The sequence below is a fragment of the Salegentibacter maritimus genome (genome assembly GCF_016236915.1).
Taxonomy (GTDB): domain Bacteria; phylum Bacteroidota; class Bacteroidia; order Flavobacteriales; family Flavobacteriaceae; genus Salegentibacter; species Salegentibacter maritimus.
Genome location: NZ_JAEHOK010000001.1, coordinates 215793 through 230204, shown reverse-complemented (window position 1 = coordinate 230204; position 14412 = coordinate 215793). Strand labels below are relative to the sequence as shown.

The following is a 14412-nucleotide window of genomic DNA, read 5'->3' as shown; positions in this document are numbered from 1 at the left end:
CAAGCTATTTATCTATTTTAACCTTATAATTCTCTAATAAATGCACATATTCTTCTGAAGAAAAATCGGTTTCGCTGAATTCTTGTTTTCTATTTATCGTCATTTTATTTCGCTTTATACTTTTGGCAAAACGTCTAATATCGTCATCGGTAGTTAGGTGTAATCCTGGTACGGCAATAGATTTTCCATCTTTATCTTTGGCAACCATCGTAAAATAAGAAGAATTACAATGTTTTTTTATTCCTGTTCTAATATTTTCGGCTTCAACCCGAATCCCGATAACCATAGAACTGTTACCTACGTAATTTACCGAGGCTTTCATAGTTACCAACTCGCCAATTTCTATAGGTTTTAAGAAGTCTACCGTATCTACACTGGCCGTTACGCAATATGCACCCGAATGTTTAGAGGCGCAGGCAAATGCAATACGGTCCATAAGGGATAGAATGTAACCTCCGTGAATTTTACCGTTAAAGTTTGAGTGTGAAGGCAGCATTAATTCTGAAATATCTACCTGTGAATCTTTTACTTTTTTAAAATGGCCCATAATTATCTGTCTCTAAAATGTGGGGATTGGGCTTCTTCTACCTGGGTTATAAAATATTTGGTGTCTCCCCAAAAAAAGAAGGTAGCGTAGCGCTCTTTATATTTAAGCTTAACATAATTGCCTTCGTTTTCCTGGAGAGCTTGAATAACCTCCTGGTTATTATCTAAAACCGAAAACTGGAAGATTTGCGCACCGCTAATTCCCTGGCTAATTTCACCTTCCCAGGTTTTGGCAATAACGCCTTTTTTACTGAATTTTATAAGTTCACCGCTTCTTGTGCCCTCGCTGTAGGGCACAAAATAGATAAAAGCAAACCAGGCGATAAAAAGAAGTATAATGACTCCTAAAATTCCAAAAAGTGTCTTTTTCATTTTTTCGATGTTTTGATAGCTAAGTATTTTTTCGTTTGATAATCGAGTTTAAAAAATCCAGGGTTTGCCTGGAAATCAAAATAATCTTTCTGCTTTCCTAATTTGAAATTGGTTGCAAGTTAGTCTATTTGTTGGGTTCTTCAATATCGCTCTCTTCTATAGTCGATAGCATTTTATGATCTATTTGTTTGCTGGCTTTCGCACCAAGTTTTTTAAGATTTTCTACTCTTCGTAGTAAATTCCCCTTGCCTGTAAGCTTTTTCATGGCTACATCATAAGAATTTTGTACAGTTCCCAATTGCCTGCCTATTTTTGTGAGTTCTTCGGTTAAAGCAGTAAAGGAATCGTATAATGCACCGGCCTGTGTTGCGATAGCGATTGCATTTTGTTTTTGCTTTTCGTTTTGCCACATACTATCTATGGTTTTTAACACAGCCAGTAGGGTGGTGGGGGTCACCAAAATAATATTTCTATCAAATGCTTCAGCATACAATCCAGGATATTCGTTGGAAGCAACGGCAAAAGCAGCTTCTATAGGGATAAAAAGCAAAACAAAATCTGGGCTCTCCATTTGGTATAACTGGTGGTAATTTTTATTGCTTAGCTCGTTGATACGGTTTTTTATGGCGGTTAAATGATTTTTTAAATGCTTTTTGCTTTCTTCTTCGCGAGTTTCATTGCTATAACGTTCGTAAGCATTAAGCGAAACTTTAGAATCTACAATCATTTTTTTGTCACCGGGTAGGTTAATCACCACATCGGGTAAAACCCTTTTGCCATCGGCATTGGTAAAACTTTGTTGAACTGAATATTCACTTCCTTTTTTAAGTCCGCTGCGCTCCAGAACACGCTCTAAGATCATTTCGCCCCAGTTCCCCTGGGTTTTGGTATCGCCTTTAAGAGCTTTGGTTAAGTTGGTGGCCTCCTTGCTCATTTGCTCATTAAGCTCTTTAAGACCAATAATTTGTTGCCTTAACATGGCGTGGCGGTCTATGCTTTCTTTATTTCCTTCTTCGATACGCTTTTCAAAATGAAGGATTTTCTCCTGCAAAGGATTTAATAAATTCTGAATGTTTTCTTTATTCTGAAGTGTGAATTTTTCTGACTTTTGCTCCAGAATTTTATTGGCAAGGTTTTCAAATTCTTTTTCAAATTTTTGCTGAAGTTTCTCAACCTCGACCTTTTGTTCTTTGTTTTTAAGCTCCAGGTTTCTAAACTCGGCGTTTCTTTTTGTTAGTTCAGTATTAAGAAAATCTTTTTCGCGGCGTATTTCTTCACGCTCGTTCTCTATTTTTTCAGATTGTATTTGGGCTTTATTTTGTAGTTCTGAAATTTCAGCCTTATAATTGTTTAAATTGTTGTTTAGTTGGGTTTTAATTTCTTCTACCTGAAGTAATAGTTGATTGTTTTTTTCCTCTAAAACAGCTTCCTTATTTTTACTTTTCAAACCAGAAATTAGTTTGCCAAAGTAAATTCCGAGGAAGAGAGCAATAAAAATGGCAGTAACAAGTAGGTAGTTAATCATGGGAAATTAGCAGTTTTCCCAAAGATACTTATTTGCTCGAATTGTTCTAAAATTCTGGGCTTAGTTTAATGCTTATTTAAGGGGAAAGAAAATTAATTACTTGCTTCAAAATATTGATAAGCATCTATAATATCCAGATAGACCCCATCGAAGCCAAGATTAACTATTTTTTTTAAATAAGCATCTTTATTCCTGTATATATGTCCTTTCCATTCGGGATGCCAATATTTTACTTTAAAATTCCCGCTCCAATATGGGTTCTCTTCCGCTAACCAGGTTGGGGGATTTTTGTTCCAGGAGTCTTTCCAGTAATACCTATATTCTTCTGCCTCGCCAATAGACATATAGGCAATTACCAGTCGGTCTCCACCATTTTTTTTCTTTTTTAATTTCTTTATTTCTTCAGCAGTGAAAGCTTCCTTATTAAAAAACAAGTCTATAATAATTAAATCGTAATTGGTGAATGCAATTTCAGCTATAAGATCTTTTTTGCCTGGATAATTGGCGTAATTGAGCAGGTACAGAAAATTCTTAGCTTCAGAAATATGATTTATATCTGCTTTATTTTCATTAAAAATGGCATAGTCCGGGATTTCATCTAATTCCCTTCGAGTGGCTGCAAAAGAGATAAATTCATTTTTTTTATTTAAACAGAAGGAATTGGCTATTTTTTGGGAAGTAGAGCAATAATCTGTTACCAATACTCCTTTTCCCTGATTTTTTGCAATTTCAAGATGCTTTAGCAAATAAGTGATGTCTGGCTTAGGGGTAGGTTGGTTAAACTCAGGGTAACCATAAAATAGATCTTCCTGTCCTACCGCGTCTATAGCTTTCAAATAGTTTAAAGCGGGATTTTTGGATTCGGAAAGTATGAGTTCTATACCATTTTGGGGAATTACAAGGAAATTCTCATTTTTAGCTTTTGCGTTTTCACTAATTTCAATAACTAAATTTCGCATCTGCTGGCGGTAATTTACCTCTTGAGCTGTGCTATTCTGACATAAAATGAGTAAACAACTAAAAATAAATATTGGAATTCGGGCTAAATTCATTTACTTATTGAAATTTAAGGCAAAGATATGTGAAATTACCAAACGATTAATTGTGGATTTTGTATTTATTATGCTTAAAAAGCCATATTTTTTAACGCTAAAGAAGTTTCATTGAAAAAAGTTTAATAGCTGGAAAGGCGCTTATAATTTCTGGTTTGGAAGTGTATAAATGACATTTTTTCCTATATTTTTGAATTAAAAGATAATTTAATGCCGAAGCCCTCCGTATTACTTATTTTAGAAGGTACCTACCCTTTTAATGGTGGTGGTGTTTCAACCTGGGCACATCACTTATGTAACAAGGTTGGTAATATAGATTTTAAGTTGTATTCCATAAATGCTTCGTTTGAAAAGGAAACAAAGTATAAACTAAGTAACAACATAAGTGAAGTTATACAAGTACCTCTTTGGACACCAGACGAGCCTTACGATTATATAAGTTATGGAGAAGAATATTATAAAACAGTAGCTAAAAAAGAATGGACCACAGATGCGGTGGTTGAACAAAAATTTATCCCGCTATTTAAAAGTTTACTTGAGTTTATATATAGTGAAGACCAACAAATAGAAGATCTGGATATCATTTTTCATCAATTATGGTTTTACTTTGAAGACTACGATTTTAAAGAAACCATGAGGAATAAGCATGTTTGGCTTACCTACCGTGATATTCTAGCCAGGTTTATTATTGGTGAACGCAACCCTGATGCTTCTTTGATAGATATAACTGTGGGTTTACGCTGGATTTATAGATTTCTAATTCCGCTTGCCATTGTAAATATTCCCAGGGTGGATATTGCGCATCTTACACTAAGTGGTTTCCCTCTTATTCCCGCACTTATTGCCAATTATAAATATGGGACAAAGATCATGCTAACAGAGCATGGGGTTTTTATAAGGGAAAGGTTACTGGCTATTAATAAATCTGAATATCCTTATTTTTTAAAGAGCTTACTAATTCGTTTCTCCGAGGCTATTGCCCGTTTAGCCTATTATAAATCTGATGTGATTATTTCGGTAACTACCTTTAATCAAAAATGGGAAAAATGGTATGGTGCAGATCCTAAAAAATTTAAAGTAATTTATAATGGAATAGATCCCGAGGTTTTTAAACCCGGGCCTAAACCGTCTCATTTAAAAAATGTTCCAACCGTAGTTGCCTTAGCAAGGGTTTTTGAGTTAAAAGATATTTTAACAATGATTAGATCTTGCGCAGTGGTAAAAAACAGCATTCCTAATGTGCAATATATGGTTTATGGAGATGATACAGCGGTTCCGGATTACACCAGGGAATGTCTTCAGCTTATCGAAGAATTAGGTTTACAGGATAATTTTAAGTTTATGGGGCCTCGAAACAATCCTCAGGAAATATTTCTGGAAGGTGATATCTCTATTTTAACATCTATTTCTGAAGGCTTTCCGTATACTGTTATAGAATCTATGAGCTGTGGAATCCCGGTGGTATCTACCGATGTTGGCGGTGTGAAAGAAGCGCTTGATGAAAGTTGCGGATTTACCTGTAAACCAAAAGATGCCGAAGAAATTGGAAGCTATGTAGCGAAGTTGCTTTTAGATGAGGACCTAAGAAAAAACATGGGGGAAAGTGCAAGGGAAAAAGTCTTAAACAACTTTACCTTAAATAAGTTTATAAGGGAGTATGAAGATGTATATAAGGATATGATGAAGGCTGAAGGTTCAAGAGCTAAACTGACTAAGATTAAAGATTTTAACTGAGGATGAACAAGGATCAAATTAAAGCTATTGCCAAGCTTGTGGTTTCTGTTAAAGAGCGCAACGGTAAACCTGTAAATGTCTATGTAGTAGCTGCTACCATAGAATCTTTTGGGATTAGGGAGGTAGATGTGAAAAAGGACTATGGCTTTGATGATATTTTTCAACTTTCCAAATATATTTATAAGGCCTATGATGCGATTACCCTGGCAAACCTTAAAAACAATAATCAGCGTATAGCAGAGGCAAAGACATTTAAACGATTAGCGCTTACCGAATATATCACGACAAAAAACACCAAACGATTTATTGCAGATTATAGTTCTGGATTAATCCACTTATTTCCTGTTTTCCTACAGGTGGTTTCTATTATAATATTTGGTTTTTCGCTCTGGACCTATTCAAAATTCAACAACCTGCAATCTACGGCAGTAGTATTGGGAGTAATTTTTGGCTTTATTTTAAGTGCTGGTTTTGTTCAGGTTATAGGTAAACAGGTTTCCTACTATTGGTATAATAAAGATTACCATATGGCTAGTTATTCTACCAGGAAAATTATTATAAACGGAACATTTACTATAATAGGTTTTTTTATTTTTTCGCTGTTGGTAAATATGGTTGTTCCACTTTATAGTTTTCTTTTTGTAATAATCACGTTTTTATATGCTTTATTTATCGGCTTTTTGCTCTTGGTGTTGGCACCTTTGTATGCTTTAAAACAAAGGTGGGTATTATCTTTAAGCGTTTCTGTAGGTACTGCATTGGCACTGGCATTACATTGGTATACCGCAATTCATCCCTATTTTGTGCATTGGATAGGTATTCTTACCGCTTCTCTAATCTCGGTGGGATATATTTACTTCTTTCTACAGTTTAAGTTAAAACAAAACAAAGCCGAAAAGAAGAAGCCTAAGGTTATGCTCTCTTTATACAGAAATTTTAATTATTTCCTTTATGGTACCTTTTTGTTTGCATTTGTATTTCTGGATAGGCTTGTAGCATGGTCCTCTACTTTAAATAGAGATATACCTTACATTATTTACTACGAAAAGGATTATGAAATAGGGATGGATCTTGCAATTTTAATTTTCTTTCTTTTAGGAGGAGTTATGGAATACGCCATTCATTCTTATATAAGGCATATGGATTTTCATCAATTGGAAACAAAGTACTCCAGTTTTCAAACCTTTAATGATAAGATGAAAAAAATGTATTTTAAACATTTACGATTATTTGCAATTAGTGCACTGGGGATTGCAATTTTCCTATACTTGCTAATTACCCAGCCCTGGGGATATACTTCGGGTTTTGATGAGAATCTTAGTGAATTGAGCCTTAGGGTTTGTATTTTGGGAAGTGTGGGATACTTGTTTTTAAGCCTTGGTATGCTTAATGTTTTATATCTGTATACACTGGGTCAACATAGAAGGCCTTTGCTACATATAGTGATTGCCTTTTTGGTAAATATTACTATAGGAATTTTACTAAGTCGATGGGTCTCTTACGAATATAGTGTGGTAGGTATGTTGGTAGGATCCTTTGTGTTTATGCTACTTACTACAAAGGAAACATACAGTTTCTTTAAAAACCTGGATTATTACTATTATGCATCTTATTAAAATTTTCATGATTACAGGCGCAATTTTATTCCAAACTGCCCAGGCTTTAGCCCAGCAACTTACTAAAGAAAAGCAAATACTTTTTACTTATGGCGATTTTTACCCCAAAGATGTCTCGGGATATGAAATAGTGGTATTGGAAAGTGCTCATTTCGATAGTAAGGATATTCAGGTACTAAAGCAGCAAAATAATACAGTATTAGGATATATAAGTTTAGGGGAGGTCAATGAATCGGCGGCCCATTATCCTGAAATAAAAGATTTTTCCCTGGGAAAAAACAATATATGGAATAGTCATATTTTAGATATAGAAAATAAGGAGACCAGTAAATCTCTTATGGATATTATTAAATTTAATATGAAAAAGGGATTGGACGGAATGTTTTTGGACAACATAGACAACTATACCAAATTTGGTCCAACTCCAGAAAAGAAACCTGCTCTTTTAGACTTTCTAAAAACTGTAAAGATTCTTTTCCCTGAGATTTATTTAATGCAGAATGCAGGTGTATCAATAATTGAAGATACTCATCCGTATATCAATTCGGTAGCCAAAGAGAGTGTGGTAACCGATTATGATTTCGGTAAAAATAAATATCAATTAAGGGAAGAAGAAACCTATTTACGACTTTTACACGAACTTGAAGAAGCTTATAGGAATTATAAAGTCCCCGTAATTTTAATAGAATATGCCGAAACTAAGAAATTAAAAAAGGCCATAGACCAAAGATTGGAAGAAAATAACTGGCCCTATTTTATTGGGAAAATAGATTTACAAAGTATTCCTGATAAAAACTGAAGTGAATTATGTTTTTAGAGCCCTACCTACTTGCCGGACCCTTAAGAATTATTTTGTTCTTTGTATTAATTCTTTTAATACATAGAATAATTTCTGCCCGTGTCTCTGCGCAAACAGCATTAAACTTCTTAATTCCTACCATCACCTTAATTCTTGCTTCCGTGCTTTTAGGAGGTTTTATATTAGTGCTTACTAATACATTTGATCTATTTGTTATAATTTGTATTGCTATTGCCGTTATTAGCTTAACCTTTATGAACCTTAATTATAGAAAACCAATTAGGGATCAGCTACAAAGAATATATACCCGTACTATTCTGTATGCCGTAATCAAGCTTGAAAGGCGAAAGAGTTTTTTGGATAGAGATAACATTATAAAACCCACGTATAAGAATAGAGGGGAAGGATTATCTGAATACCATAAAAACTGGCAATTGGCAATTGGCTTTTTATTGCCTATAATAACCTATGTTTCCAGAAGCTCGTTATTTAGTGAAGATGTATTCACGCTTTCGTACCACTGGTTTAAAAAGTTAAACCTAATAAACGACCTTTCTTTTGAGACGTGGTTTTTTCATCCGGGTGAAATGATGGGAGATTACTTAATTATAAATCTTTACGCAAAAATAACCAGTATCACGAATGCTGAGGCTTTGCAATCTTTCGGACTTCTGGAATCTGCCTTGCTCTCCCTGGTTATATATTGGGTAGTTTATAAGATTTCCCGAAAACACGCCCCGGGTATATTGGCAGGCTTAAGTTTTGCCTTACTATATTCCTTTCTGCCAATGAATTTAGATTTAGTAGCGGAACACAAGTCTGTTTTTACGGCCCTAATTATTGCAGTGCCTACCATGTTTTTTGGTATTTATCCACAAAGTTTTCGTTTTAATAGAAAGCTCATATTTGGATGGTTTGTGGTTCTTTTTACAACTATTTTAATTTTAGACTTGTTTGTAGGCTTGCTAATAATTCCTCTTTTCCTATTTATTTTGTTCTTCTTTAAATTTAGGGATAACTTAAAGCAGGTGTCTCAAGTTATTTTCGCATATCTTGCTTCGGTTAGTCTAATTGGTGTTATTTATGGAGTGGCAGCTCTTATAAAGCAAGAAGATATGGGGGCTTTTATTGTTTCCAACCTTTTTTCTTTTGATGCTTATACATACAATTCCAGTTTAGTTCTTCCATTTAAAGAACTTATTTATTATTACCAGGTTGCAGCAGTTGTTTTTTTAGTTATCACCATCTTTAAATACCTAAAGAAACCACATAAATGGCTTGCGAGTCTTATTTTCCTAATTTTCCTTAATATACTATTCGGTCTTTACCATATAGACGAGGTTTTATTAGATTTGGATCTTTTAAGTCAGGTGCTATGTGTGTTTATTCCAATTTTCTTCGGAATAATACTAAACATTGTAGTAAATCTAATTGCTATTTTTAAAAAGCAAAGTCCATTGAGCACCATTATTGAAGTTGTTAGTGGTGCCGCAATAATTTTAGGTTTTGCTATATACACATTTCCGCAGGAAGCTACTTTCAATTTTGAGTCTAATAAAACAGAAAACAATGTATTTGAAGCTTATGCAAAGATACAATCAGAAAATTTGCCCTATTCTTATGCTATTGTAAATTCTTTGCCCTATTATAGCTTTAGTAATAACGACCATTATTATTATAACTACGATTATTTTAATGAAAATTATATTCAACGTGATAGAAGGTTCAACACGTATAGAAATAATGCAACCTATCTTTTGAATAATCCGGATATTATCTTGCCTGAAACCTTGTTTGTTTTTGTATATGAAGATACTACCGAAAAAGAAGCTTTTAAAGCACAGCAATCATTAACAAAAGAGAGAATAGAATTACTAAAAGCCAAAGGTAGGGCAGTAAGTGTCTATTATAATACCAGGCTTTTAAAAGTATATAAGATAGAGAATAGACCTCGTTCTAGCAACATTAATGAATTATTATTTTGATGAGAATAAAACTACTAATCAATTTATTAATATATATATCCTTAGGCTTTCTTGTATCTTTTATAGCGGGCTGTCAGGCCGATGGTGAAGACTCTAAAAGTATAAAGAGCAATCCTCGGGTACTTTATGATGAAATTAGCAATACGCCCCTGGTAGCTTATATTTTAGATGCAGAGAATGATTTAAGCCTAAAAAACAGTAGGCACATTCGAAAGACCCTTAATTATGCAAAAATTCCTTTTGGTGAAATTTCACAGGAAGATTTTAATAAAGAACCCGGCATACCGGGTTCGGTAAAAAGCATAGTAATTTATAATCTGGCCCAATTAAACCCCCGGGCTATGGATTTTCTTATCAATTTTGTTGCAAATGGCGGACATCTTTTTATTCCTACGACTGGAGTAGATAAAAATTTTGGATTTTTAGCCGGAGTAAAAGCAGACGCCGATTTACAAATAAACACTACCGCTAAGGGATTTCTATTTAAAACAGATTTTATACCCGGATTAAAAGGAAAGCACTACAGGAACAGTACCATTCATTATGGATTAAAAGAAAATAACTTTAAAGAAGAGGTTGAGGTTTTGGCAACTGCATTTTCTGAAGAAAGTTATCCACTAATCATTAAGAATAGAATAGGAAAGGGGACGGTTATTTCCTTTAACACAGAACAATTTTCGCAAAAGCAGGAGCGTGGGTTATTTTTTGCTGCCATTTTAGAAGGTTTAGAAGGGGTTCCTTACCCAATAGCAAATGCCTCAAGTATTATGTTAGATGATTTTCCGGCACCGCTTTATAATGCCAAAATGGAGCCGGTGCAATCGGAGATGGACTTAAGCCAGGCCGACTTTTATTCAAAAGTTTGGTGGAAAGATATGTTGAAATTGGCTAAAGAAGAAGATATCGCTTATTCGGCTTATGTTTGTTTTGATTATTCTAATAAAACAACTCCACCATTTAATTTTGGGGAATGGGAACGTTCTATTTTAGAAGGACAAAATGGTTCCGATAAATTGATGTTTGATATAAGAAACTCCACGCATGAAATAGACCTACATGGCTATAATCACGTTTCACTTACGCAGGCAGAATGGCCTAGCAAAAGCTATATGGGGTTAAGTTTGCAGGCGGTTAAAAAACGTTGGGCTGCACGTGGTTATGGCGAGTTACCTAAATCGTATGTGCCGCCATCTAATATTATAGATAGTACGGGTTTTTTGGCATTGGAAGAAAATATACCAAGTATTAAGTATAATGCCAGCCTTTATTTGGGGGATTTTGAGGAAGGGGGATATCGGGAGTTTGATCCCGAACCTTACAATTACCATTTCTTTAATTTCCCAAGGATAACCAGTGGTTTTGCAATGACATCAACCCAGGAATTTAATCAACAGTCATTGTATCTTTATACCGGTATTTGGACCCATTTTATCCATCCCGATGATATTTATCAAATTCCCGGGGAAGAAGGTTTGGACAGTGCTGGAGATTATATTTTGAGAAATATAAACGCTTATGGTTGGAGAATTTCAGATGATGGTTCTCCCGGCTTGCTGCCTAGATTTAGGGATTATATACAAGGAGTAAAAGAAACCTTTCCCCTTATTCGATTTTTAAAGGTTTCAGATGCGGCAAAAATTACCAAAAATTGGCGAGAGACTACATATCAATTTTCAGAAGGGGAAAAGACTGTCCAGGTGTCTGCCCAGACCAAAAATTCAGCAGAAAATGAAAATTTTTGGTTTGTTTATATATCCGCAGAAAATAATAATGAAATAGAGTCCTATCTTACTCAGAATAAGCGTAAATATACTAAAACACCTCTTTTGGAAGGTTTTCTATATAATATTCAAACTTTTAAAAACCAACTGAGCTTACCTAAATTCAAAAATAATTCTCCTCGTAATTTACAAAATTCGTTGCAACAGGAGTTTGAGGTTTATTTATCTACAAAACCTTCAGAAAATCAAGGTGATGTGGAGGTAGAAAGGAAAATCGAAGAGTTGAAGTCTGAAATTAGCATTGCTAATAATTTTAATCGGCAAACCTGGATAGATTTATTTAAGTATCTGGGCTGGGAGGGACGTCAGAATGAAATATGGCCTTTACTGGAACAAAAATTTTCCAAAAAAGCATCTTCGGTTTATGTTGCGCTTTCTGTAGAATTTACAGCCCAAAGCGATTACCCAAATTTGGAAACCAGAAGACGATGGATGTTAAGGCAAATAGAATTATATCCAAAAAATGTAGGTTTTAGGAAAGATTTTATTGCTTATTTTGGTAGTGAAACCGAAGTTCAGCTAAGCCGTAATGAATTATTAAAATTAATAGATAATGCCAATTCGGCTGAAAACAGGTTTGGCTATTTATCACTTTTAAATGAAAAATTTCCTGAAACTGCCTTTAACCTTGTTAAGGACATTGCACTCTGCCGGGAAGATTTTAAGTCTGCCGCTTCAACTATTTCCTGGATTTTTGCTGATGCCGGAGAATATGAAAAAGCCATTTTATGGTCTAAATGCAGCAAAGAAATTGGTGAAGAATCAGTGAATAATTGGCGATTGCAATCTGGGGATTACGAATTTTTTAAAGAGAAGAATTTTCCTATTTATATAGAATATCTTATTGCCGATAATAATAAAAAAGCGGCTCAGGAACTTTTGGAGATAAAAGCTTGTGATAAAGGACTCAAGCCGCTGGCAGCTACAATTGCCTACACCTATGGCAACCAGGGAAGTTTTAGAAAAGCATTGGAGTGGTCTGCCTGTGCCGATAATTTCCCTGTTGTAGAGCGAATGCAGTGGTTGTATGCCTTAAAGAATTATAACGAAGTAGAACGTTTGTACGCTAATTATTCCGTGAAAAATAATTTGAAGGAAAAAGAGCTTATCCAGGCATTTATGGCGGAATATTATTTGGGGCGGGGCCAGATAACCAAGGCCTGGAAATTAACTTCACAATTGGTAGATTCAGAGAAAAAAGAACGCTTAAGAAGACAGCTCAACAAAGATGTTCGCTATTTAAGTTCCCTGGAAAAACGAATGCTATTGAAGGGATATCCATCTCTTTTTTACCCGGAAGTGGCCGCACAACTAAAGCATAACCTAAGAATTACCGAAGGTGATTTTCTAAGTTTGAAGAGTAATATTATTAGCGATAGGCTAGACCCTACTTCTTTTGGTACCGAGGCTGTGTATGGTATCCGGGATAAAAAGTTACATCAACATCAATTCGGACTTAGCTATTATAAAGCCTATGCCATACCTGTGCAGGAAAGTTTAAAAAACAATATAGATGAGCAATTGCCCGGTTTGATTTATAGGTTTAAATCACGGGAAAGGTTTGAAAAGATTAATTATGGTTTTGGTACCCGTTTGGAGTTTAATGAAGTAGGGAAAGCTTATTTGCATTTAAATGCTTCGGCCTCTATTTCTATAGACAGCCTGTATAGTTCGGTGCAACTTTCCAGGAAACCTGCTATTACAGGACCGGCCTATTCCCTGGATATTTACCAAACCCAATTAAATATTTACGAAGAACTTCAGTTTAAGAAAAAATTTCGCGCAATTCTTTACCTGGAGGGGAATCATTTTAGCGACGATGTGCAGGATATACAGGCTTTAACCGGTATTTCTATGGATGTTGTCCTTAATGATAAGTCTAAATTTAAACCTTATTCCGAAATCTCAGGAATGTTGGGTAATTCAACCAGAACGGGCGGATATCCTTACTGGACCTTAGATAAAAGATTATATGGCGGAATGGGACTGACATACGAATATTTAGATGAAAATAATTTTTGGAAGATCAATCTGGATGCGGGTTATTTCCTCGATACTTTTTCTGATGAATTTCAACGCTACCGCGGAAATATAACCTGGCCAGTTTCAAAGTATCTTTATTTTGATGCCCGGGCCGAATTTTACACACTAAAAAACTTTTACTCCAATAACTTTACATTTGGTTTAAAATATATTTTTAAGGAGAATTAAGGCTTAATTTTAAAAGAAGCGGAAGCTTTATCAAAAACGATTAAGCCCTCAGGGAAGACACTGGAAAAGGCACCAGATTCCAACAGTTCCCGGGGAGAACCTGTACTAACTTTGTTTGGCTGCATTAAAATTATCTTATCGCACAGCTGAATGGCTAGATTGATTTCATGCGAAGCAAACACAATAGCTTTGTTTGTTTTCCTGGTAAGCTTTTTTAGCAGTTTTAGCACATAAGCTTTATGGTAAAGGTCTAAATGGGTGGTGGGTTCATCCAGAATAACCAGGGGGGTGTTTTGAGCTATAGCACGGGCTATTAATACCTTTTGTAATTGCCCGTCACTTAATTCGTAGCATTTTTTGTTTTGCAGGTCTTCAATGCCTACATGCTGCAACGCTTTCTTTATTTGGCGAAGATCATTTTTACCTAATCGGCCAATCCAATTGGTATACGGCTGCCTACCCAGTGCCACCAACTCAAAAACACTCAGATTTTTAGAAATGGGTTGCTCGGTAAGCACAAGACTTATTAAAGAGGCTAGTTCCAGGGAATCTATTTGTTTAATTTTTTGGTGTTTTACTAAAACCTCGCCTTGAAGTGCATCCTGAACACCGCTTAATGTTCGTAGAAATGTAGACTTTCCAACTCCATTTACACCAATTACGGCAACAAGTTCTCCCTGGTTTACTTCAATATCAATAGCCTTAGCAATAATGGTTTTTTTAGCTTTTGTGCTGTAGCCAATATCCAGGTTAGTGGTTTTAAGAATACTATGTTGTTGGGATTTCTCCAA

At 35.0% G+C, this 14412-nt stretch carries 10 protein-coding genes; 5 read left to right on the top strand and 5 right to left on the bottom strand.

The annotated features are described in order from the left end of the window. Nucleotides 1–4 precede the first annotated feature (4 nt). From I6U49_RS01045 to I6U49_RS01030, 4 genes are all read right to left on the bottom strand, one after another. Complete coding sequence (locus I6U49_RS01045; protein WP_198627246.1) at nt 5–547, bottom strand: acyl-CoA thioesterase; 543 nt, start codon at nt 545–547, stop codon at nt 5–7. Nucleotides 548–549: 2 nt separating this feature from the next. After that, nucleotides 550–918: a 6-phosphogluconate dehydrogenase gene (locus I6U49_RS01040; RefSeq protein ID WP_193709654.1), complete on the bottom strand. Its 369-nt coding sequence runs from the start codon at nt 916–918 to the stop codon at nt 550–552. 124 nt (nt 919–1042) lie between these two features. Continuing rightward, entirely contained in the window at nt 1043–2443 is a 1401-nt protein-coding gene (gene rmuC / locus I6U49_RS01035) for a DNA recombination protein RmuC (protein WP_198627245.1), read from the bottom strand. Nucleotides 2444–2535: 92 nt separating this feature from the next. Beyond that, on the bottom strand, nt 2536–3402 hold the full coding sequence (locus I6U49_RS01030) for an endo alpha-1,4 polygalactosaminidase (protein WP_198627244.1): 867 nt from the start codon (nt 3400–3402) through the stop codon (nt 2536–2538). A 303-nt stretch (nt 3403–3705) separates the two neighbouring features. On the opposite strand from I6U49_RS01030, the gene pelF reads away from it, so the two are divergent. The 5 genes from pelF to I6U49_RS01005 are packed head-to-tail and all read left to right on the top strand — an operon-like array spanning nt 3706 to nt 13621. Beyond that, nucleotides 3706–5229: a GT4 family glycosyltransferase PelF gene (gene pelF / locus I6U49_RS01025; protein WP_198627243.1), complete on the top strand. Its 1524-nt coding sequence runs from the start codon at nt 3706–3708 to the stop codon at nt 5227–5229. A gap of 2 nt (nt 5230–5231) precedes the next feature. Further along, nucleotides 5232–6845, top strand: a complete 1614-nt coding sequence (gene pelG / locus I6U49_RS01020; protein WP_198627242.1) for an exopolysaccharide Pel transporter PelG — start codon at nt 5232–5234, stop codon at nt 6843–6845. A gap of 7 nt (nt 6846–6852) precedes the next feature. Next, nucleotides 6853–7644, top strand: coding sequence for an endo alpha-1,4 polygalactosaminidase (locus tag I6U49_RS01015; protein WP_193709649.1), 792 nt, complete (start codon nt 6853–6855; stop codon nt 7642–7644). Nucleotides 7645–7652: 8 nt separating this feature from the next. Further along, nucleotides 7653–9629 carry a hypothetical protein gene (locus I6U49_RS01010; protein WP_198627241.1) on the top strand — a complete coding sequence of 659 codons (1977 nt, stop codon included), beginning with the start codon at nt 7653–7655 and terminating at the stop codon, nt 9627–9629. Further along, nucleotides 9629–13621: a DUF2194 domain-containing protein gene (locus tag I6U49_RS01005; RefSeq protein WP_198627240.1), complete on the top strand. Its 3993-nt coding sequence runs from the start codon at nt 9629–9631 to the stop codon at nt 13619–13621. The genes I6U49_RS01010 and I6U49_RS01005 overlap by 1 nt, the downstream gene beginning before the upstream one ends. Here I6U49_RS01005 and I6U49_RS01000 read toward each other — a convergent pair. Next, nucleotides 13618–14412, bottom strand: a complete 795-nt coding sequence (locus tag I6U49_RS01000; protein ID WP_198627239.1) for an ABC transporter ATP-binding protein — start codon at nt 14410–14412, stop codon at nt 13618–13620. The genes I6U49_RS01005 and I6U49_RS01000 overlap by 4 nt on opposite strands.

Bases quoted from the DNA above. Each gene is read 5' to 3' on its own strand.
- I6U49_RS01010 (WP_198627241.1), top strand. From the start codon at position 7,653: ATGTTTTTAGAGCCCTACCTACTTGCCGGACCCTTAAGAATTATTTTG.
- pelG (WP_198627242.1), top strand. From the start codon at position 5,232: ATGAACAAGGATCAAATTAAAGCTATTGCCAAGCTTGTGGTTTCTGTT.
- pelF (WP_198627243.1), top strand. From the start codon at position 3,706: ATGCCGAAGCCCTCCGTATTACTTATTTTAGAAGGTACCTACCCTTTT.
- I6U49_RS01040 (WP_193709654.1), bottom strand. From the start codon at position 918: ATGAAAAAGACACTTTTTGGAATTTTAGGAGTCATTATACTTCTTTTT.
- I6U49_RS01030 (WP_198627244.1), bottom strand. From the start codon at position 3,402: ATGCGAAATTTAGTTATTGAAATTAGTGAAAACGCAAAAGCTAAAAAT.
- I6U49_RS01045 (WP_198627246.1), bottom strand. From the start codon at position 547: ATGGGCCATTTTAAAAAAGTAAAAGATTCACAGGTAGATATTTCAGAA.
- I6U49_RS01005 (WP_198627240.1), top strand. From the start codon at position 9,629: ATGAGAATAAAACTACTAATCAATTTATTAATATATATATCCTTAGGC.
- rmuC (WP_198627245.1), bottom strand. From the start codon at position 2,443: ATGATTAACTACCTACTTGTTACTGCCATTTTTATTGCTCTCTTCCTC.
- I6U49_RS01015 (WP_193709649.1), top strand. From the start codon at position 6,853: ATGATTACAGGCGCAATTTTATTCCAAACTGCCCAGGCTTTAGCCCAG.